Raw genomic sequence first — 20,021 nt, forward strand, 5'->3', positions numbered from 1 at the left:
TGTCGTGCTACCGATGGGGGATCGGCCTCGGAGAGGCCTCCTACAGGACGCTAGAAATGCTGGGCCAAGAGACTTACCGCAACGGCGGTGCGCCCGGGTATAGAAAAAAAGCGAGGGGCCATTTGCATGGCCCCTCGCCTTAAGTGTTACTTGCCGGTGGCGGCGTTTTCGATTTGCTCTTGCACCTTGTCGAGGTTAAAGGAGCCCGGCGTTTGGCTCGGCGGGTACTCTTTCAACGTCTCGTAGAACTGACCTGCCAACTGTTGCATCGGCACGATCACGAACGGACGTTCGAGGAACCAGTCGTGGTAGACGTTCGCGTCAATCTGGGCCTTTTCGAACGGGTCGCGACGCAGGTTGAAGAGCAACGGCACCCGCAGTTCGGTGAACGGTTCGCGCCAAATCTGGAACGCGTCGGCTCGGTTCTCGAGGAACACGGCCTTCCAGTCGCCGAGGCGGATGGCCACCATCTGACCGTCGTCGTTCACGTAGAAGAACTCTTTACGCGGCGACGCTGTGATGCTGTCGTGGTACGTTTCGTAGGTGTCGGCCTTCGACAGGTACTCGTTCATGTCGTAGCCGTCGAGGTGTTGCTTGTAGGTGCGGCCAATGGCTTCGTAACCGTCGAGCATGTCCTCTTTCAGATCATCCTTTCCAGCAGCGGCCGCAAAGGTCACCATCCAGTCTTCGTGAGCCACGAGGCCGTTGACCGTGACGCCGGCTGGGTACTTGGCGGGCCAGCGAACAAAGGCGGGCACGCGGTACGCACCTTCCCAGTTGCTGTTCTTTTCCTTGCGGAAAGGAGTGTAGCCAGCATCGGGCCAGGTGTTGTAGTGAGGACCATTGTCGGTGGAGTACATGACGATGGTGTTTTCGGCGATGCCGAGTTCGTCGAGCAAGTCGAGCAACTCGCCGACGTGCATGTCGTGCTCGATCATGCCGTCGTGGTACTCATCGCCGTGCGGGGCGGAGAGCCCTTGGTGCTCTTCCTTCACATGGGTGCGGAAGTGCATCCGGGTGCCGTTCCACCAGCAGAAGAAGGGCTGGTCGGTCTTCGCTTGTTTCTTGATGTACTCCTTAGCCGCGGCGACGGTTTCGTCGTCGATGGTTTCCATCCGCTTCTTGGTGAGCTGGCCAGTGTCGACGATGGTTTGTGTTCCATCTTCGTTAACCTTGCACTTCAGCACGCCGCGGGGGCCGTACTGCTCCATGAAGGTCTTGCCGTTCGGCAGCACATAGTCTCTGGGGAAGTCGCGGTTTTCGGGCTCTTCCGAAGCGTTCAAGTGGTACAGAGGACCAAAGAACTCGTCGAAGCCATGGTTGGTAGGCAGGTGCTCGTCGCGGTCGCCAAAGTGGTTCTTGCCGAACTGCGCAGTCGCGTAGCCTTGAGCCTTCAGCACCGCAGCGATGGTGATGTCGGATTCCTGCCAACCTTCGGGGGCACCGGGCAGACCGACCTTAGTCATGCCGGTACGAACCGGAACGCAGCCGCCGACGAACGCCGCCCGACCGGCCGTGCACGACTGCTGGGCGTAGTAGTCGGTGAAGCTGATACCCTCGCGGGCGATGCGATCGATATGAGGGGTCTTGTAGCCCATCATGCCACGATTGTTGTGGCTGATGTTCCAGGTACCAATGTCATCGCCCCAGATGACAAGGATGTTCGGTTTGTCGTCGGCCATCGCAATGCTGATCGCAGCAAAAAACATGGCGATGCCCGCGCATACGCGCAGAGCAGTTTTAATCATGGCAAGTTTCTCCGTGGTCCACGTGTAGTGAGTAGACAACGGGAAGGCTAGCTGCCCCCCCAAATAAGCGTCGGCAATCGCAAGCGAAACGCAATTAAACCGACTGAACTATAGATTGCTGAGCCGAGAATGCAATAATCCGCAGTTGTCCTCATTCCAAAAATCGGAAACTACCAATTACCCCTGGAACCGGCGGGGCAGTCGTGGGGGGATGCTTGCAGGATAGGAAAAACGAGCGAGTTCATCGACAAACCCTACCCGCCTTCTTTGGTTTACTTATTCCGATGATGACGCGTGGCACTCTTGTGCTACTTGGGCCGAGGGAGGGCAGGGGAGCGCCCAGCCGTCATGGAAAATCTCATGCACGCAATCCATAGCAGCTGCAAAAACCTGTGAACCGGCCTAGAATGACCCAGGTCGCCGCCGCGAGATGAATGTATGTTCGCGGGCAGATCCTCCATCGCCTCGCCCATTTACTTGCCATAAGGAGTGTCGGATGAAGGTCGCCAAGTTCGGTCTGCTGTTGCCTGCGCTATTGCCGTTGCTGGCTGGAGTGCAATCGTGCACGCTGGGAGTGCCGGGGGGAACTTACCAGGTCGATACGTTTGCGTTCGTGCCTACGAAGCCCGCGAAGCCGGCGACCGAACCGCAGCCCAGCGTTTGGATCGACACCAACTTGAAACTCAGCAGCTTGTCGGGCGGCACCCTCACCAGCAGCTTGCCTTGCTCGGTGAAGGTCGACTACACCGACAATAGCGAGACCATCGAAGCGGCCGTATTCACCAGCGTGAAGGTCACCTACGATGACGCGGTGGTCGAGCCAGCCGTGAAGACGCTCAAGCTGCCGCTACGGATCAAAGCCCGCGAGTACGAGGCGGTGAACAGCGTGAGCGGGGGCAAGATCGTCCATGGCACCGTGTGGCACATCTCTGGCGAGATCCCTAAGCTCATCACCCGCGACCAGCCGCTGCGGATTGAAATCAAAGGGTACTTCGCGAAGAAAGATGGCGAGCAGATTCCGATCGCCATCGACCAGCACTTCGACATCCGCAGAGAGAAAGGCGAAAAGCCCGCGGTTGAAGTACTGCAGGATTGAGGGAGTTGGAAGTCGCTTTGGTGAGAGTGGGGAATCAGCAGGAGCGGGGGGAGTTGCCGTTCACTCAACAACGTTGTCTAGTTCTCTCAATGGCGTTAAGCGGGTGTCTAAATAGCTTCGAAGTTGCTTTGTCCATTCAATAATAGCTGTACCGCTCCGGGTACATATCTCACAGACGCTAGAGTCGATCTTTGTAGAATCGAGGGCCGCGGGTGTGGCAAAAGTCATCATTCCCGTGTGCCACTGTGGGGAGGGTGAAAACTTCGGTGAATTTGCAGGACTCGCGCAAATGTGGTGATACCAAAGTAAATAGAAGAATGTGAATCGAGCGCATGCTAAGATCAATGTCGAGTCGGGGATCACTACTTCATTGCTTTTAAAGCGTATGGCAAATGCTGTAGGCTGATCCGCCAGCTCTTGAGCGATATTGTGATTGCGCAGATGGCCATTGAAGAGTGACCAAGAACCATTCACATTGTCTAGCCGATTGTCGCGAACTTTAGTTGGAGTGATTGTAAGAACTGGATCTGCGTAACTGCTGAGTATGTTGTCAATAGAACGTGAGACTAGGTTTGAGAAGTTAGAGGCCCCTTCTTTGCTGGTAAACTTTAAATGACGAGCATCCATCGGGGTTGCAGAAAGCTCGTTTTGTATTCCTGAGCTGAGAACTGAAAGTGGATGAGTCGGTTCAAGAGTAGTGGCTGGTTGTGTGGTGTTGTGTGGGGAGGATAGTACGAGAATGCCTGACATGTCTGATTGAAAGTGGGGCGTCTGCTTTAACGTTTGCGTATCACACCAATTATTGAGACTGATCTTGGTGTATTCAACCAGACCTTCGAGTGTGACTAGTACGTCGTCCCGGAAGTCATTTCCTATAGAGTTCAGGGAAGACGCGTTTGGCGTCTTTTCGATGGAAGGTCCAATTGATTTTGATTTTCTTCCGATTGCGGTCGCGTGAACAGTGGGAGAGTTCGCTTTGAACCTTGTCGAGCGAAGCCAACCGACGTCCCAGGCATTGTCGCTGTATGGCCGAGATTTCGATCTCGGCCATGTTGAGCCAACTGGCATGCTTGGGGGTAAAATGCCACACAATCCGCTCCAGCATTGGCCGAGCCGCCTCCTCGCCAAAGGTTTCGATCAACGACTTCTCGTTGTGCGTGTTGAGGTTGTCCATCACCAGATGAACCCGCTCTGCGTCGGGATAGCGCTTCAAGAGGTCGCGGACGAACCGGGCGAAGTCGGCTCGCTTGCGGTGACGCTTGGCCTGAACGAATCGCTTGCCCGCCTTCGGCTCGACCGCCACGAACACGCTGCAGGTTCCGCAGCGGCGGTACTCGTAGTCCTGCTTCGCGATCTTGCCGGGTGCCGCGGGCTCGGGCGGCCGCGCGTCGTCGACCCTCTGATAGGGCTGCTCGTCGAGGCAGACGACCGGCTCGTTCGGGTCGAGCGGCTTCTCGTACTGCTCGAGGACGTCCTCCATCCGCTCACAGAACTCGTCGTTCAGCTTGGGCACGCACCAAGTTTTTTTCGCCACGGCTTCAGGTCGTGTTCCTTGAGCCACAGCGAGACCTCCGTCACGCTGAGCGAATCGACGAAGCCTTCCTTCACCGCGTGCTCGCACAACAATTCCAGCGTCCAGCGAGCCCGTCCCTCGGGCGGCTCGCTGCACGCCAGGGCGATTACCTGTTGCTGCTGCCGCTTGGTGAACTCTGGGGGGCGGCCCGAGCGAGGCGCATCGTACACCGCCCGCTGGACGCCCTCTTCGCAGAACCGCTTTCGGACGGCTCGGACGTTGCGCGTCGTGCAGCCCACATGCTCGGCGATCTCTTCGTCGGTGCATCCCGAGTCCGATTTCAATAATATCTGGCAGCGACGCACCACTTGCGCCGCGCGGGCGCCTGAGCGTGCTAGCTGCTCCAAACCTCCACGGGCCTGGTGGTCCAGGCAAACAATGTGCTTTTTCATTCCGCAGCATATAGCAGCGGAATGGATTTCAGGAAAGACGTACTAGTCCTTTTGAGTTTGCTGCTCTGCCACAAATGCCTTCGCATAAGTAATAGGAAAATACTCCTTGCTCAAAGTCACCACTTTCATACGAGTATTCACCAGTCGAGCAAGAGCTGACGGTTGCCCAACCAGTTGCGGTCGCAAAGAGGGCATGTTCAAAGACTGAACTCATTCGGCCAGCGGGAGTGCGGGCTATACCAAATGGGGAGCGACAAGCATCAAAGAAACGCACAACACATCTCGCCGATGAAGCCTTTAAGATGTCATTTACTTCGTTGGTGTCAATGGCGGTTTCCTTGACTACATTCATGCGAGTGTCTGCCGTGAGTAAGTACGGCACCGATGAAATCTCAACGCCATGAGACGCTATATACAAGAAGAGTTCATCTTCTTCCGTTGCTGACTCTGATATGTACTTAAGTGTGTTTGCGATAGCCCAAGACTTTCGGACAGCGGCGGGGGCTATTTTCTATTACGCCGCTACGGCCGGGGCGTATTCGGCTTCGAATGCTTCGGGGGTTTTATAACCGAGCGACTGGTGGAGTCGCTGGCGATTATAGAACACGTCAATGTACTTGAACACGCTCAGGCGTGCTGACTCAAGGTCGGCGTACTCATAGTGCTTCGTCCACTCATGTTTCAGACTCCAGAAGAACCTCTCGGCAACCGCGTTGTCGTAGCAGTTGCCCCGGCGGCTCATCGAACACTCGATGCCAAGTGTCTGCAAGGTCCGTTGATAGCTCTCACTCGTGTACTGACAACCGCGATCACTGTGATGCAGCAGTTCGCCAGTACGTGGTTGTCGTGACTCGATGGCTTGACGTAACGCATCGCTCACCAGCGGGGTGGCCAGCGAATGACTCATCGACCAACCTACCACCTTGCGGCTAAACAGATCAACGACGACCGCCACGTACACCCAACCAGCCAGCGTCGGCAAGTACGTGATGTCGGTCACCCATTTCTGGTTCGGACGCTCCGCATCGAAGTCCCGATCCAAGACGTTCGGCGCTTGCTGTTTGGACGGATCCGCCTTGGTCGTCGTCGGCGTGAACCGCTTACGGACTCGGCTTTTCAGGCCCATTTCTTTCATCGCAGAAGCCACCGTGTTACGACAGGCCGTCTCCAACTCCTCGTGTTGCTGGAGTTCGTGAGCGATCTTCTGGGGACCATAGATCGTGTCGCTTGCCTCGAAGACCTGCCGGACCGAATCGTGAATCTTTGCTGTTCGTTTCGCTCGCTTACTTCGCGGACGGTCGACCGAGTCGTAGTAGCCCGATCGACTGACCTGAAGGAGCTGGCACATCAGGGCCACCGGAAAGGAGTCGCGATGCTCGCTAATCCAGGCGTACTTCATGTCGACTCCTTCGCAAAGTACGCCGTGGCTTTTTTTAGGATTTCTCGTTCCAGTTCGGTCCGCTTGAGTTGTTTGCGGAGCCGAGCGATCTCGGCTCGCATCTCCTCGACCGTGGCGTCGTCACCGCACGGCTCCGGCGGGGGAGCCAATTTGGCGTGCCAGGCCCGCAGCGTGGCATCGCATACCCCCACCGCCTCGCAGGCTGCCTTGAACGAATAACCTTCCTCAACTACCAGTCGCACCGCGTCTCGCTTGAACTCATCGCTATACGTCGGCCGCTGCCGCTTCGCTTGCTCGTCCATATTTCGGACCTCCTATGGGAACCATTATTCCGGCTCCCGCCACTGTCCGAAAGTCTTGGGTTATCGCAGTTGAGTATGTTTGGCTTAGTTGGTGGTTCATAGTTGCCACTAAAGTGTTCTGGACGTGTGCATGTAAAAAGGTAGAGTTTCTCAGTTGCGATGCCGCATTCATCACGAAGGACCGAATAGACTCTTTCAGCATCCTTCGTTGCAAATGGTATAGGTGTGATTTGTTCTTGGGGTGCGAACTCCGAAATACCAACGACAATTCCAATGCGTCGAGGTTGTTCTGACAATTCTAAGGTCCTTGGATAGTATTTGGAGGATTCAGTAGTGCACGTTGCAGACTGTGTTGCGTGATAATTGCCTCATGCATTCGGAACGTTCCAGGAATTATACTGGATGTCGGAGCCTCCCCAAGGCGCGAAATAGTACTCCTATCCCACGCTGTCTTGCTCATCCATTAGCGAAGATCAGCGCAAATTAGTGTTCCCCAAAAAGTACAGCGGTAACTCACCACCAGTCGTGCAATTCTCTGCACATGGCGAGCCTTCGAAGCATGGCAGGGTGGACGGGATGGGAAGTCGTCGGGTAGGTTCAACCTGCACCCCCACCCACGACGGAAGGCCCTATGACTTGTAGCGACATCTGGTACCACCTTTATCCGCTTGGTTTCCTGGCCGCTGAGGAGCGGAATCCAGCGCCGGGAGCGGCCGAGGGGCCCACCGAGCACCGCCTGGCGAGGTTGAACGACTGGCTCGACTACTGGACCGATCTCGGCGTGACCGGGCTGTTGCTCGGGCCGGTGTTCGAGTCCGAGACGCATGGCTACGACATCGTCGATCCGTTTCGCATCGACCGTCGGCTCGGCGACGAGGGAGATCTGGTGCGGCTGATCGATGCGTGCCACGAGCGGGGTATCAAGGTCGCGCTCGACATGGTGTTCAATCACGTCGGCCGCGCCCATCCTCACTTTGTCGACGTGCTGACGCATGGTCGCGAGTCGTCGCGGAGCGGTTGGTTTCGTATCGACTTCGACCAGCCCGGCTACGATGGGTTCAGCTACGCGACCTTCGAGGGGCATGGCGGGCTGGTGGAATTGAATCACGCGAACCCCGAAGTGCTCGACTGGGCGGTCGACGTCGCGCGGCATTGGCTCGACCGCGGGGTCGATGCGTTTCGACTCGACGCGGCGTATGCGATTCCTGCGGACTTCCTGCGGGCGTTCGGCGAACGGGTGCGGCAAGCCAAGGCCGACGTGCTATTGGTCGGCGAAATGATTCATGGCGACTACCGCTCGATGATCGACGCGTCGCAACTCAACAGCCTGACGCAATACGAACTGTGGAAGGCGTTGTGGAGTTCGCTGAACGATCGCAACTTCTTCGAGCTGGCCCACGCCCTCACGCGCCACGCGGAGTTTTGCCAGAGCTTCCAGCCATGGACGTTCGTCGGCAACCACGACACCACGCGGATTGCAAGCAAGCTGACCGACCGCCGACACCTGCCGCACGCCCTGGCGGTGTTGATGACCATGCCCGGCATGCCGGCCCTGTACGCAGGCGACGAGCAGGGTGCCGAGGGCGTGAAGTACGACCGCGAAGGGGGCGATGCCGAAATCCGGCGGCCGCTGCCGCACGCGCCCGGGGATGCGGAGCTCGAGAGCTCGCCGATCTGGCAACTGCACCGTGAGCTGATCGCGATCCGCCGCGCAAGGCCCTGGCTGGCGACCGCGGAAGTGAACGTGACGAACCTCAGCAACCTGGCGGTCACCATCGAACTGCGCGGCGACGGCCAAATGCTCGTCGTCGTGCTAAACACCGACGACCAACCCACCGCCTGCCAAGTACCACCAGGCCTACGCCCCCTAGCCGGCGACCTGGTGCATCAGCCAGAGGCCACGGAGCTGCCGGGGCATGGATGGGGTGTTTGGGGGACGGAGTGAGGGGCGATATCTTGAACAGTGGTGCTTGTTGAACAGCAACTGTCTGGCAAGCAGGCGAACCCTCCGCGAAGCCCGCGTGTCTGTTAACTCTGCAAGCGGAAGATTGACTTCACCGCAGTGCTATTCTCTTCGCGACGAACGTGGTCGGTTATGGGCAAAAAAAGAAAAAAACCGAATTACATGCGAGGCAATCCGTACATTTCTCGTAAGAAGGAACGGGAGGCATTAAGTAGTTATTGGCGTTACAGCTACCTGAAGACGGACGTGACCGATATTCTTGAGGCCGACATCAGCAAGCAGAATCGCAGTTGGGGGGCCAGGGGCTACTACATTGCCACGCTACATGTGTGTCGCCAGTGCGGAAAAGACTTTCGCTTTACTGCCCAAGAGCAAAAGCTGTGGTTTGAAGAGTACGGGTTTTTCATCGACGCGTATCCCGGCTGCTGCCTGGAATGTCGCCGAGAGAAACGTAAGCAAAAAGCAATCAAGCATCGCTACGATGCCTATCAAACCGAAGAGGACGGCAAACTGAGCATCGACCAGTGTAAAGAGCTAGCCGACCTGATCATGGAACTCTTCGGCCCCGATTTGGACGAGAAAAAGCGAAACCGCTACAACCACATGATGAACCGCATCAGCCGGGAAGAGCGGGAGTAGCGGGATTAGTGAGGGAGCACCTTCAAGCCATTTGCTCCTCCCCCCGCAAATCAAACACCTCGGTAAACTGCGTGGCGAACGAGAACCCTGCGACTTGCCAGAACCAGACGCTTGTCCATAAAAACCCAATGCCCAGGCCGAGTAGTCCTAGGAACGATAGCGCGAGTGCGGCTAGTGCGATTGCCCAGGCGTGCCAGTAGCCGGGGCCGGCTTGCCAGACGCGACGCATCGCCCGGAGTGGGTTGAAGATCTCTTGCGGGTCGCGGGCGTAGCAGTAGTGCGTCATGTAGCCCGGCACCGCCATCGTGGCGACGATCCACAGCACGCTGGCCAGGCACTGCAACGCGACGAGCTGAAAGTACCATCCGGCAAATCCAACCACCACGGCCGGCGCGTGGTACTCGATCATGCCGAGCAGCGTGGGGCAGCCATCTTTCCACAACTGGCGATAGTTGGTCCAGGCCGGCCAGGCGGGCTGCCCGTGCTGCATGCGATGCGTCATCTCGATGCGATGCCCCATGTTCAAAATCCAACCGACGATGGGGATCAACAGCAGCAGTCCACCGATCAACACCTCGCGGCGGGCGAGCCGATTCTGCACCGGAAACCAAAACGCTTGTTTCCAACCAAGCGGGGTCGATAGATCGATGTCTTGCGTGGGGGGCATAGTTAGGATTTGGAGGTGGGAGGGATCGTCTTCAGTGTGCACGGTATCACCAGGTGGCACGAAGGTCAATTTGTTGAGGGAAGGCTATCGTTGGCCTACACGTGGGTCTTGTGGTATGAAAGGGGGGAGATCGCACTGAATGCTATGACCTGACAGTGCGTTGGGGTATGCCATCCTGCTAGGCTTGTCGAGAATCGGAGTGGTAAGAAATGGGCGGAACCGAGAAGCGAACGATCCGGGTGTTCATTGCTTCACCAGGTGATCTAGTTGAGGAGCGTCGGGCATTCAGGGATGCCATTACGCAACTCAATCTCGGGTTCGGCGACGGTGCAAATGTAGAGTTTGTCCCATTGGGTTGGGAGGATGTGCTAGCCTCCACTGGGCGAAGAAGCCAGGGTGTTATCAATCGCGAGATCGACACGTGCGATGTGTTCATTTTGGCAATGCATCGACGCTGGGGACAAGAAGCTCCCGACGCAAAGCCTTACTCATCTTACACTGAAGAAGAATTTCACCGCGCACTGGAGCGTTGGAAGAAGTGTGGCACGCCTGAGATATTTGTGTTCTTTAAGCGAGTCGATGCTGAATCTGAAGCAGACCCGGGAGTTCAGTTACGCAAGGTAATAGACTTCAGAAAGCACCTGGAGCAAACCAAACTAGTCTTGTACCACTCCTTTGATTCAGTAGAGAGTTTTTTAAATGAAGTAGACTGTCATCTTAGAGCCTATGCTAAAGGTGAGCTACCAAAAGCATGTGAGCAAATGGACACAGTGGTGCTTCCGCTAAAAGCACTTGAAGAAGTGGAAAAGGCTAAACAGGTCGCATTGGAGAAGACAGAGGAAGCAAGAGTGGCACACAATGCCGCTGAGGAGGCACGCAGCAAACTGGAAGCTATGCAACTGCAGATTGCTGAAGATGCTGCAAAACTATCCAAGGAGGGAAAGGTCGAACATGCCAGAGAGAAGTTTGCACAGCTTGTGACGGTGACGGGAAATGCTCGCATTTTAATGCTCGGATTTGAGTTCTTTAGCCGTACGGGTGATCTCGATTCTGCCAGGTTCGTCATGCAGAGATGGATAGGAATGTACGGATCTGAGAGTAAGAGCAAGGAGACAGCAGCAGCTTATGGCAATCTTGGAATATTGTACCGACAGCGAGGTGAGCTTGATAAAGCCGAAGAGATGTACCAGCAGTGCCTGGCTATTGAGAAATCGCAAGATAATAAATGGGGAATGGCAATCGTTTTTGGCAATCTCGGAAAACTCTACCATATGCGCGGCGATTACAAACTCGCGGAACAGATGCATCAGAGTTCAATATCCCTGAGTAAGGAAGTGGGGAATATCGAATGTATGGCGAGTCAGTTTGCCAATCTAGGAGTCTTGTATCAATTCTTGGGAAACCTTGGTCGTGCCGAAAAAATGTATTGCAAGGCGCTAGAAATTGAACAATTGCTAGACCGAAAAGAAGGCGTGGCAATTTGCTGCAACCGTCTTGGTTCTCTGAACATTGTCAAAGGGAATCTTGATGCTGCGGAGGAATTGCATTTAAAGGAACTTGCAATCAACAAAGCACTAGGCATGAAAAGAAGAATCGCTAGTGCTTATAACAATCTAGGGCTAGTTTACCAGAAACGAAGACTATTCGATCAAGCTGAGCGCATGTATAAAGAGGCAATTGCAATTTGCGAGAAAGTGAGTGATAAAGAATGTCTCGCAAATGCTTATGGTAATCTCGGAGTTGTATTTCTCAACCTAAATGAGCTAGATAGGTCAGAGGAAATGCAACGGAAGTCCTTGTCGGTTTGCGAAGAAATGGGGAGTCTCGCAGGCGTTGCAAATGCGTTCGGAAACTTGGGGATAGTATTTCAGGTACGCGGCAACTGTGAGCAAGCAAGGTTGATGCACCTGAAGGCTTTGTCAATACATGAGTCATTGGGTCATAAGGAAAACATTGCCAATGACCTCGCAAACCTTGGAAGATTACACATTATCAACGGTGAAACTATTCAAGCGAAAGAAATGTTGCAAAAGGCTCTTGAACTATTTCGAGAATGTCAATCACCAAACGCAGGACTGGTTGCTAGACAATTGAATGAGCTTGGAGATTAAAAGTGACATAGTCCAAGGCTAAAAACATGGCACTCTACCAACTGCTCGGCACTGGTTCTCATTCTCGACAGAGGAAGCCCACCCCCTCAATCGTCGTCGTCCTCCACATCCTCACCCACGGCCCAGGTCGGGTAGGGATCGCTGGTGCCGCGCATGGCTCGCCAGAGGATTTGGTTCAGCACGTCTTCCGGGGCGCGGTCGACTTCGCGGAAGTTTAGCGAGGCCGACACCAACGCATCTTCCTTTAGCACGGGGTCGTTGATCGCTTTGGGGTCGGGGTTCATCTGATCGAGTGGCACCAGCGCCGGCTCGGCGGTGTAAGGCTTGGTGTTGGGCTCGTCGACAAAGCAATCGAACATCGGCGTCGCGCTGGCGTCGAACTGGTTCATCGGCGGCAGGCCGAGGATCTGCTCGATGGTGCGAATCACGCACGTGGTGTTGTACTGCGTGCTCACGTGTGCCCCGCGTTTGGCGTAAGGGCTCGCACAGTAGGCGATGGTGCGGTAGCCGCTCACGTGGTCCCAGCCTGCTTGCGGGTCGTCTTCGATGGCGAACACCGCCATGTCGTTCCAGAACTTCGAGTGACTCAGCCCCTCGACAATCCGCCCGAACGCTAGATCGTTGTCGGCCATGCACGCGGCCGGCGTGGGGCACCCGGGCGAGGTCCCGCTCGTGTGATCGTTCGGCAGGCAGATGATCACCAGCTGCGGATACTCTCCCTTCTTCTCGAACTCGGCCAGCTCGCGAAGCACAAAGTCGGCGCGATACTGGTCGGGCACCGACATCTCCCACCCCACGTAATCGAGCGGCGAAATCGGCCGCAGCGATTCCACGCTTGGCCAGCTACGGAACACCACGTTATCGGTGTTGTTCTTCCAGGCCAGGTAACACGCCATGAAGTTGGGGGTGCCGCCGTTCGGTTGGTCGCGGTAGTGGACCGAGGGGCCCATGAACTCGCCGTAGTTGCGGATGGAAACCTTGCGCGCGATCGCGTTGTCCCACAGAAAGCCGGAGGGAGCGTAGGCCAGCGCGTCGTTTTCGTCGACTCCCATGCCATCGGGATAGCTGCGCGGGAAGCCGGCGAAGCTCTTCTCCATGTAGTCGGTCGAGTATGCCGTGGTGCTCCATTGATGCCCGTCGGCACTCAGGATGCCGCAGCAGTAGGTGTTATCGAGCAGCACAAACTCGTCGGCAAGCTTGTGATGGTTCGGCGTGATCTCGGGCCCAAAGATGCAGAGCGACGGATCGCCATTGCCGCGGGCCACGGAGCCCATCACCTGATCGTAGGTGCGATTCTCCTTGATGATGTAGACCACGTGCTTGATGAGGCTCGGCTCGCCGATCCGCTCGGGAATCGCGCGGGCGGGTTGGTCGGCCCGGGGCGGCAGCAGTGCATTTGCGATCCGCGGTGCCCGCAAGTTGCGTGAGACCCGCTCGCTGAGTGCGGGAAGCTGCTCGTCGGCCGGGATGTCGAACTGGGTGAGTGAGCCAAAGTAATGGTGGGTGTTGTAACCCTCGGCATCGGGTTCGGCACCCCCGCTGTACGGCTTGGGTTGCTTCGGCAAGCCTTTGATGTTGGCCGCGACGATCTTGTTGCGGGTGGAGTCGACCACCACCGCGCCGGGATACCAGCCGACGGGAATCATCCCGAGCAGCTTGGTCTCCTCTGGTTCGTCGTCTTCGAAGTCGAACACCGCGATCGCGTTCTGCGAACCGTTGGCCACGTACAATCGTTTGCCAGAGGGATCGAACGCAGCCGCGTTGGGGGCCGCGCCGAGCAGGTCGGCCGCGTTCGGCTTGGCCCACACGGTCGCGACCTTCGCGTTCGTGCGGGTGTCGATCACACTCAGGTGATCGCTCGCAGCGTTGCAGCAGACCAAGTAGGGATGCTTGGGCGAAGTGGCCAGTCCGCTGGCGTGCAACCCAGTCAGCACCTCGGCAACCGCTTGGCCGCTCTTGAGGTCGATGACACTCACTGAGCCTTCGCTGGCGATGTGCTTGACGGGATCGACACGCACGACGGTCCCGCGACCTGCAGGTCCGGTGAGATCGCCCTCCGCAGGGCGGCGACCTCCCCAGTTGCTCACGTATGCTTTGTTATTGACCAGCACCACATCGAACGGAGCAACGCCGACCGCAAAGGTGCGAAGCACGTCGCCGGTTTCGGTATCGAGTTCCAGCAGTTGATTCGAAAGGTTGCCGCACACGTAGAGTCGCTTGCCATCGGCCGAGAGCGCGAGACCGCTGGGGATTTCGGCACTGCGTCGCGGGGCGTTGGCGGCCGGAAGCTTCCAGGCCATCGCCGGGGCGACTTTGTCGTCGGCATAAATGCTGAATACTTTGATCGATCCATTCACGTCGCTCATGTAAAGCCGATCGCCGGCCGAGTTGAAGAGTAGCCCCGTGTAGCTGAGCTGCCCGCGGGTGTCGGTCGGCACCACTGCTTGCTTGGTTTCGGGCTGCGAGCGATTCTCGGGAATCGCGCCTGGCAACGCGACACGGTCGCGAATCGTCAGATCGGTAGGATCGACCACGATCAACTGATTCGTCTTGCCGGCAGTGACCAGAATGCCACCGTTCGGCGACAGGGCCAACGCTTGCGGGCGCAGTCCGGGCAGGTCGAGTTGCTGGCCAAGGGGAGTGAGCACCTGGTTCACCGGGGTGACGGTCCGCCCCTCAGGCTTCGGCCCCACGGTTTCGTCCGCAGGTGGTTCGGCCGCTACAGAAGCCTGGCAAAGCAACCCGGCACACAACAACGCGAAACTTGTGTGTAGCCAGAAGAGAGTTGATACGCGACGAATCGATGACATGCTGGTCCCCACGGTTGAATAGCAAGCAGCGCATGCGGTGGCAAACAACCGCCAAGCATGCCAACCAAAGTTTAATGCACTGCCGCCGGGGACGAAATAAGCTTCACAGGTTATTCACATTTTGCAGCGCAAGTGACTATCGCTTCTGGCCAATAAAGAACGTGTAGCCGTAGTACTCCTTGTACTTGTTGTACAGGCGTCGCTCGTGGCGTTGGTTTTCAATGAAGCCCTTCGCGGCTGGATTTTCGGGGTGCCTGGCTAGCAGCACCTCGGCGGCCTTGTCGTGCGGGGCATAGAATTCGTCGAGCCAGCACGAGTCGGGCACCGCGAAGCAGGCGATCGCCTTGTAGCCGGCCGCTTGGAGTTGGGCGAGCTGCACCGGCACCGTGTTGATGCCGGTATACGCTTCCATCCAAAAGTCTTCGATCTCGGCCGGGCGAGTGTCGGTAAACCACGAAGCTTCCGACACACCGACATAGCCGCCCGGTTTGAGGAACTCGCGCCATTCACGCAGTCCACGTTCGAAGCCAATGTTGTAAATGGATCCCTCCGACCAAATCAGATCGAGCTGTCCCGGCGAGTAGGGTAGGGCGTCCATCGAGCCGACGCAACCAGAGACGCGATCGTCGAGTCCCAGCTGTTTGGCCTGGGCGTTGAACAGGTCGATGAACTTGGGAAACAGATCGAATCCGGTTATCTTGCCAGGCACGCGTTGGGCCAAGGTCATGGTCTGCCCACCGGTGCCGCAACCAAGGTCGGCCACCTGAGCATCCGGCCCCAACGGCTCGACGAAATCCAACGCCCGATTCGTAATCTCCGTGCTCCCCGGCCCCTGGCGAGGCATCTCGGCAAAGTACTCACAGATGATACTCAGATCGAACTCATGGATCGACGGAACGTCGGACATCACACTCTCCTTCTATGCTACCAAGGGCCACCAAGCGATAAGATGCCGACGAGACACCGCCCCGCAATCAAGGGTTCGGGCAAAGCAGCTAGAAACAAAAAGAAAGTGCCGAAGTGTGGGCTATTCGGGGGAAGAAACGGCAGGAAAGAAAAGAGATTGGACCGTTATCCCCTTTCAGGGCAATTCTTGTAGGGGCAGTTGTCGACCGTGGCGGAAGCCTACTACGGTTACAATCTTTTCCTCATCGTCCACGCGGTAGAGCAGCAAGAGTGTTTTTTCTACTACCAGCATTCGCACCGTGTAATGGCCTTGTTGACTAACTCCACTCGAACTGTGGAAGCCCGAGTTGGGTGAATTGATTGATGATTTTACAGCGCAAGCGGGCTTCCGTTTGTTGGTTTTCGAATACTCGGTTTTTGAGATGGCTCCCAAAGCTTTGTTTCACTCGGTACATGGTCGTTTCCGCCAAGCTTCTACGATGATAGCCCACTTCCTCTTTCCAACTCCTACGCCCCTTGCGTCGAATCTGACGAATTGCCTCGTCCCGGGGCAAAGGCTCCTCCGCAGAGTTGCCATGTTGTTTGATCTTGGCGTTGTGCTGCGGCGGAATCACCGGCTCAATGCCTTCGGATTCCAGCCCTTCATAAACCTTCCACTTGTCGTAACTACCGTCGCCGTGAAACTTTTTTACGGGCTGCTCCACCTGCTCCAGCATTTCGGGAACCGCATCGGCATCGTGGCAACTGTTCTCGGTCAAAATCTCCGCCACAATCTCGCGGGTGTCAGGATTCACCGACAAATGCAGCTTCCGCCATGTCCGCCGCTTCGACTTGCCATGCGTCCGCATCTTCCATTCGCCCTCGCCAAACACTTTCATGCCGGTGCTATCCACCACGATATCGATGTCGCCCCTCTTGTTAGCGATATCGAGCGAAACATTCAGCTTGCTGGCTCGCTTGGCGAGCGAAGAATAATTGGGAATCGCTGCCTCGACGCCCAACATCGCCACCAGCGAGCGGCCGAATCCCTCAGTCTGCCGATAGGGAAGTTTCAGCAGTTCGCGAATCGTCAGCAAGCACTCGATCGCCGTATCGCTGAAGACAAAAGGGCGACCGACTTTTGTCTGGTCGTTAGGATGTTCCCAGTTCTCCAACGCCTCGTCGCTAAACCAAATAGTGATGTTTCCACGCTCGATGAGCGACTTGTTATACTCCTTCCAGTTCGTGACTTTGTAGGTTCGTTTTTCTTTCGTAGCCATGTTCGATCTCCGTAAAAAAGGTACGTGGTTCCATTCCACGTTAGTTTTTACGGAGGTTTGTGACTAATTGTTCAACAAGGCCCCGTGTAATTAACAATCGCGTCTTCGGGGGCTCGTGGACATCGATGAGGCATGATGGCAAGCGAATCAATACCTTTGTCAATGGCTTTCAGAACTAGACTCGCATTCTGAGGAGAATGTTGCTCGGTGACAATGTGATGGATGAGATCGCGAATGGCACGCCGGGCTGTTGTGGCAACTCGAACGGTGTATCTCATCGTTTGATATCAAGCCCATACTCTTCGGCAATTTCATGAATCGCCTGACGCATATCTTGCGTACGACCAGCTGCAATGTCGGCTTCGCTTGCTTGAAGCATGCTCAGACTCTCGGCAAGTTCTTGCTCTGATAGGGGGCCACGCGGATCTCTTGCTGGCTCGTTAGCCAGAGCTTGCAAAAAATGCTGCAAATCAATGTGCCCCGCAGCCTTGGCTAGACCGGTAAGGCTTTCGAACTGATCGTCGGACAAGTGGATGGTTTGCATAGGACCAATTCTAACGATGTGACATTGGAAATTGCATCTCGATTATCGCGAGGTGCTTAAATCCCCAGGTTCGCCAACCCGTCGGCCAGTTGTCCCAGGGCTTGGGCGAGTTTGGGGTGTTCGGTCTCGAAGTCGGCCATCATGGCGCGGATCGAGTCGCTCGAGGGGGCGGTCGACGAGTCGTCGCTGCTCGCCTCGCCGGAGAGCACGTTGGTGATGTCCTTCAGCAGCGTCACGAGCATCTCTTTGGTGGGCTCGTCGACTTGGTGAACCGTGCTGAGTTCTTGATGCAACTGCGTGAGGTGCTCGCGAAGGTGGTCGCTGTTCATGGTCATTCGTCCGCGAGGAGAAAAGGGTAGGGGGTGTCTACTACTATTGTAGCAACTGCCGAGCGTGGAGGCACCGCTGGCTGCGGGGCTAGGCCGATTCGGCGGCGGCTACAAAGTCGTCCACCAAACGATAAAGCACCTGCCGGGTTAGGTCAAAGGGCTCTGGCTGGCGGGCGGTGCCGCGACTTTTGCTGAACCGGCGGAGCGAGATGCCCCCCGCGGTCACCAGCACTTCGTAGTAACTCGTCGCATTCTCCTTGCGGTACGGCGGGGTGCTCCGCATTTGGATCGTGCAGGCCTGGTCGTCGATTTCGATCGGCGCGATCGCTTCGAGCAGATAGCTGACCCGCCGGGCGAGATTGTCGGCCACTTCGCGGAGCCGCTCGGGCGACCGCCCTGTGAGTTTGGTCGACTGAAGTTCTAAGCGGTGGATCGAAACACCAAGGCTATCGATGGCCGCCAGCGCGCAGATGAGCGTATCGCCCTGCTGCTGGATGGCCAGATTGGTAGCGCTGGTGCCGGCGAGCGCAATCTCTTTTTCGAGTTGGGATGTAAGCGACATGGTGGGTCATGGCGAGTCGTTTGCAATTGCCCCTAAGCAGATTGCGCGATCTCGCCGGCTCCTCTTCTCTCCTGTTCTCTCGGGTTGCCTAGCTCTGGTCCTGATGTTCGTAAAGTTCGTCGACCTCTGGCGATTCGTCGCCCCAGTCGATTTCGTGATCGCTGCCGTCGAACGAGAGCACCGCCATCCGCTCTTCGAGCACGGTCTCGATATGCACTGGTCGGTTCCAGAGGCGATGCAGGTTCGAAAGCGTATCGTTGGCGTACTTCATGTCGAGCTCGACGCCGGTGTAGGTGTGCTTGAGGTACAGCTCGCCGCGGTTGCGATAATTGCCATCCTCCACCACGATCTTCGGCCGCCCCATGTTCGTCAGGCTGTTCAGCAGTTGCTGCTTGACCTTGGGGAACGCGCGGCTTTCGATCTCGTAATACTCGGTATCTTGATTGTATCCGAAGCGGAACAATTTGTGCTCGCGAACAAAGTCGAGCGTCAAGAACGAGTCGATAAACGTAAGGTCGTTGTGTACTTTGCGAACCTCGAAAATCTTCTCGCGGCCCAGCCCTAATTGTTTGTCCCAGTTCTGCCGGGTCTTGTAGTCGTCGCAGTCGTCGAACTCTTTGCCGAACGCGCCGCGGTTCCAGCGATCCTCGATGTCGCGGAAGAGCTCGATGCCCACCTTGTAGGGATTGAGCTTCGTAGGACTCGAAGCCAGGGTGCCGCTGTGGTGGTCGCAGTAGTTCACCACGTCGCCCGGCGTGAGGCCCTGGCGGGTCATGATGGTCGAGTGCCAGTAGCTGGCCCAACCTTCGTTCATGATCTTGGTCTGGCCCTGCGGGGCGAAGTAATAAGCCTCGTCGCGGAGTATCGACAGCACGTCGGCTTGCCATTGATTGAGCGGGGCGTATTCGAGCAAGAACAGCATCACATCCTGCTCGGGATGCTCGGGGAATCGCCGCTTCGGTGGTTCCTCCTCGGTTTTCTTCTCCGGCTGTGGCGTGCGGGGGTTGATGTACGAGTCCATGTACGACTTGGCTGGAAACCGCCCGTCGGGTTTGGGCTCGGGCTCGTTGTTCTCGCCGAAACGGTACCGCTCGCGATCGACCCGCCGCTTGATGAACGGCGAGTGGATATCGATCAGGTCGTCGATCGACGAGCAGGCGTCGATGAACTCTTCGACTGGCTCCACGCCGACTTCATCCATGTATCGCCGGATGCGAGTGCCATGGTTGGCCATCTCGTCCATCATCTTGCGACTGGTCTTGCTGAACCAGTAGTTGTTCTTGAAGAAGTCGCAGTGTCCATACACGTGGGCCATCACCAGTTTTTGATCGACCAGCCCGTTCGAACGCATCAAGTAGGCGTAGCACGGGTTGTTGTTGATCACCAACTCGTAAATCTTCGACAGCCCGTAGTTGTAGCTCTTCGAAAGTTGTTCGTACTCCATGCCGAACCGCCAGTGGGGATAGCGGACGGGGAATCCCCCCCGCGCGGCAATCGCGCTGAGCTGATCGGCGTCGACCAACTCGAAAATGGTCGGAAAGAAATCGAGCCCGTAGTTGAGCGCATGCTGCTCCATGATCGCCTGCTGTTCGGCAAGCTCGGGCGTCAAGTTGGAGTTAGGAGTGCTCATATCGATCTATGATTTCTGATTGTTGATTGGCCTTGTTGAACAATTAGTCACAAACCTCCGTAAAAACTAACGTGGAATGGAACCACGTACC

18 protein-coding genes are annotated in these 20,021 nt (G+C 56.6%); 4 read left to right on the top strand and 14 right to left on the bottom strand.

Annotated features, from left to right (window positions below; genetic code table 11):
- Positions 1-146: 146 nt before the first annotated feature.
- Positions 147-1,709, bottom strand: a complete 1,563-nt coding sequence (locus Pan181_RS01715; RefSeq protein WP_197529246.1) for an arylsulfatase — start codon at positions 1,707-1,709, stop codon at positions 147-149.
- Between the two features lie 535 nt (positions 1,710-2,244).
- Between Pan181_RS01715 and Pan181_RS01720 the strand changes: the two genes are divergently transcribed.
- Positions 2,245-2,844 (top strand): hypothetical protein, encoded by a 600-nt coding sequence (locus Pan181_RS01720; RefSeq protein WP_145245196.1) that lies wholly within the window; start codon positions 2,245-2,247, stop codon positions 2,842-2,844.
- An 865-nt stretch (positions 2,845-3,709) separates the two neighbouring features.
- On the opposite strand, the gene Pan181_RS01725 is transcribed toward Pan181_RS01720, so the two are convergent.
- Genes Pan181_RS01725 through Pan181_RS01745 form a run of 5 tightly spaced genes read right to left on the bottom strand, consistent with a single transcriptional unit; the run spans position 3,710 to position 6,510 of the window.
- Positions 3,710-4,357 (bottom strand): IS630 family transposase, encoded by a 648-nt coding sequence (locus Pan181_RS01725; RefSeq protein WP_145244957.1) that lies wholly within the window; start codon positions 4,355-4,357, stop codon positions 3,710-3,712.
- Positions 4,345-4,809, bottom strand: coding sequence for a helix-turn-helix domain-containing protein (locus Pan181_RS01730; protein ID WP_145244956.1), 465 nt, complete (start codon positions 4,807-4,809; stop codon positions 4,345-4,347). The genes Pan181_RS01725 and Pan181_RS01730 overlap by 13 nt, the downstream gene beginning before the upstream one ends.
- 28 nt (positions 4,810-4,837) lie before the next feature.
- A complete protein-coding gene (locus Pan181_RS26910) occupies positions 4,838-5,317 on the bottom strand; it encodes a caspase family protein (RefSeq protein WP_145251928.1) in 480 nt (159 codons plus the stop codon).
- A 6-nt stretch (positions 5,318-5,323) separates the two neighbouring features.
- On the bottom strand, positions 5,324-6,208 hold the full coding sequence (locus Pan181_RS01740) for an IS3 family transposase (protein ID WP_145245197.1): 885 nt from the start codon (positions 6,206-6,208) through the stop codon (positions 5,324-5,326).
- Positions 6,205-6,510, bottom strand: a complete 306-nt coding sequence (locus Pan181_RS01745) for a transposase (RefSeq protein ID WP_145245198.1) — start codon at positions 6,508-6,510, stop codon at positions 6,205-6,207. The genes Pan181_RS01740 and Pan181_RS01745 overlap by 4 nt, the downstream gene beginning before the upstream one ends.
- A 631-nt stretch (positions 6,511-7,141) precedes the next feature.
- Here Pan181_RS01745 and Pan181_RS01750 point away from each other — a divergent pair.
- A complete protein-coding gene (locus tag Pan181_RS01750; protein ID WP_145245199.1) occupies positions 7,142-8,455 on the top strand; it encodes an alpha-amylase family glycosyl hydrolase in 1,314 nt (437 codons plus the stop codon).
- A 180-nt stretch (positions 8,456-8,635) separates the two neighbouring features.
- Complete coding sequence (locus Pan181_RS01755) at positions 8,636-9,112, top strand: zinc-ribbon domain containing protein (protein WP_231943724.1); 477 nt, start codon at positions 8,636-8,638, stop codon at positions 9,110-9,112.
- 22 nt (positions 9,113-9,134) lie between these two features.
- Here Pan181_RS01755 and Pan181_RS01760 read toward each other — a convergent pair whose 3' ends face one another.
- On the bottom strand, positions 9,135-9,779 hold the full coding sequence (locus Pan181_RS01760) for a DUF4013 domain-containing protein (RefSeq protein ID WP_145245201.1): 645 nt from the start codon (positions 9,777-9,779) through the stop codon (positions 9,135-9,137).
- Positions 9,780-9,988: 209 nt separating this feature from the next.
- Between Pan181_RS01760 and Pan181_RS01765 the strand changes: the two genes are divergently transcribed.
- Entirely contained in the window at positions 9,989-11,890 is a 1,902-nt protein-coding gene (locus tag Pan181_RS01765) for a tetratricopeptide repeat protein (RefSeq protein ID WP_145245202.1), read from the top strand.
- An 86-nt stretch (positions 11,891-11,976) separates the two neighbouring features.
- Here Pan181_RS01765 and Pan181_RS01770 read toward each other — a convergent pair whose 3' ends face one another.
- The 7 genes from Pan181_RS01770 to Pan181_RS01805 all read right to left on the bottom strand — a co-directional run bounded on the left by Pan181_RS01770 (position 11,977) and on the right by Pan181_RS01805 (position 19,930).
- Positions 11,977-14,700: a bifunctional YncE family protein/alkaline phosphatase family protein gene (locus tag Pan181_RS01770; protein ID WP_145245203.1), complete on the bottom strand. Its 2,724-nt coding sequence runs from the start codon at positions 14,698-14,700 to the stop codon at positions 11,977-11,979.
- Positions 14,701-14,836: 136 nt separating this feature from the next.
- Positions 14,837-15,607 (bottom strand): class I SAM-dependent methyltransferase, encoded by a 771-nt coding sequence (locus tag Pan181_RS01775; protein WP_197528816.1) that lies wholly within the window; start codon positions 15,605-15,607, stop codon positions 14,837-14,839.
- A 316-nt stretch (positions 15,608-15,923) separates the two neighbouring features.
- Positions 15,924-16,865: an IS5 family transposase gene (locus Pan181_RS01780; protein WP_145244898.1), complete on the bottom strand. Its 942-nt coding sequence runs from the start codon at positions 16,863-16,865 to the stop codon at positions 15,924-15,926.
- 274 nt (positions 16,866-17,139) lie between these two features.
- Positions 17,140-17,394, bottom strand: a complete 255-nt coding sequence (locus Pan181_RS01790) for a hypothetical protein (protein WP_145245206.1) — start codon at positions 17,392-17,394, stop codon at positions 17,140-17,142.
- A 71-nt stretch (positions 17,395-17,465) separates the two neighbouring features.
- On the bottom strand, positions 17,466-17,738 hold the full coding sequence (locus Pan181_RS01795) for a DUF4404 family protein (protein WP_197528818.1): 273 nt from the start codon (positions 17,736-17,738) through the stop codon (positions 17,466-17,468).
- A gap of 88 nt (positions 17,739-17,826) precedes the next feature.
- Positions 17,827-18,300, bottom strand: a complete 474-nt coding sequence (locus tag Pan181_RS01800; RefSeq protein ID WP_145245208.1) for a hypothetical protein — start codon at positions 18,298-18,300, stop codon at positions 17,827-17,829.
- Between the two features lie 88 nt (positions 18,301-18,388).
- Positions 18,389-19,930: a SpoVR family protein gene (locus Pan181_RS01805; RefSeq protein WP_145245209.1), complete on the bottom strand. Its 1,542-nt coding sequence runs from the start codon at positions 19,928-19,930 to the stop codon at positions 18,389-18,391.
- Positions 19,931-20,021 lie beyond the last annotated feature (91 nt).

This window comes from Aeoliella mucimassa, assembly GCF_007748035.1.
Lineage (GTDB): Bacteria > Planctomycetota > Planctomycetia > Pirellulales > Lacipirellulaceae > Aeoliella > Aeoliella mucimassa.

What these genes read in the sequence shown, in the direction of transcription:
- Pan181_RS01715 (WP_197529246.1), bottom strand. Translation starts at nt 1,709, where the DNA reads ATGTTTTTTGCTGCGATCAGCATTGCGATGGCCGACGACAAACCGAAC.
- Pan181_RS01720 (WP_145245196.1), top strand. Translation starts at nt 2,245, where the DNA reads ATGAAGGTCGCCAAGTTCGGTCTGCTGTTGCCTGCGCTATTGCCGTTG.
- Pan181_RS01730 (WP_145244956.1), bottom strand. Translation starts at nt 4,809, where the DNA reads ATGAAAAAGCACATTGTTTGCCTGGACCACCAGGCCCGTGGAGGTTTG.
- Pan181_RS01740 (WP_145245197.1), bottom strand. Translation starts at nt 6,208, where the DNA reads ATGAAGTACGCCTGGATTAGCGAGCATCGCGACTCCTTTCCGGTGGCC.
- Pan181_RS01745 (WP_145245198.1), bottom strand. Translation starts at nt 6,510, where the DNA reads ATGGACGAGCAAGCGAAGCGGCAGCGGCCGACGTATAGCGATGAGTTC.
- Pan181_RS01750 (WP_145245199.1), top strand. Translation starts at nt 7,142, where the DNA reads ATGACTTGTAGCGACATCTGGTACCACCTTTATCCGCTTGGTTTCCTG.
- Pan181_RS01755 (WP_231943724.1), top strand. Translation starts at nt 8,636, where the DNA reads ATGCGAGGCAATCCGTACATTTCTCGTAAGAAGGAACGGGAGGCATTA.
- Pan181_RS01760 (WP_145245201.1), bottom strand. Translation starts at nt 9,779, where the DNA reads ATGCCCCCCACGCAAGACATCGATCTATCGACCCCGCTTGGTTGGAAA.
- Pan181_RS01765 (WP_145245202.1), top strand. Translation starts at nt 9,989, where the DNA reads ATGGGCGGAACCGAGAAGCGAACGATCCGGGTGTTCATTGCTTCACCA.
- Pan181_RS01770 (WP_145245203.1), bottom strand. Translation starts at nt 14,700, where the DNA reads ATGTCATCGATTCGTCGCGTATCAACTCTCTTCTGGCTACACACAAGT.
- Pan181_RS01775 (WP_197528816.1), bottom strand. Translation starts at nt 15,607, where the DNA reads ATGTCCGACGTTCCGTCGATCCATGAGTTCGATCTGAGTATCATCTGT.
- Pan181_RS01780 (WP_145244898.1), bottom strand. Translation starts at nt 16,865, where the DNA reads ATGGCTACGAAAGAAAAACGAACCTACAAAGTCACGAACTGGAAGGAG.
- Pan181_RS01795 (WP_197528818.1), bottom strand. Translation starts at nt 17,738, where the DNA reads ATGAACAGCGACCACCTTCGCGAGCACCTCACGCAGTTGCATCAAGAA.
- Pan181_RS01800 (WP_145245208.1), bottom strand. Translation starts at nt 18,300, where the DNA reads ATGTCGCTTACATCCCAACTCGAAAAAGAGATTGCGCTCGCCGGCACC.
- Pan181_RS01805 (WP_145245209.1), bottom strand. Translation starts at nt 19,930, where the DNA reads ATGAGCACTCCTAACTCCAACTTGACGCCCGAGCTTGCCGAACAGCAG.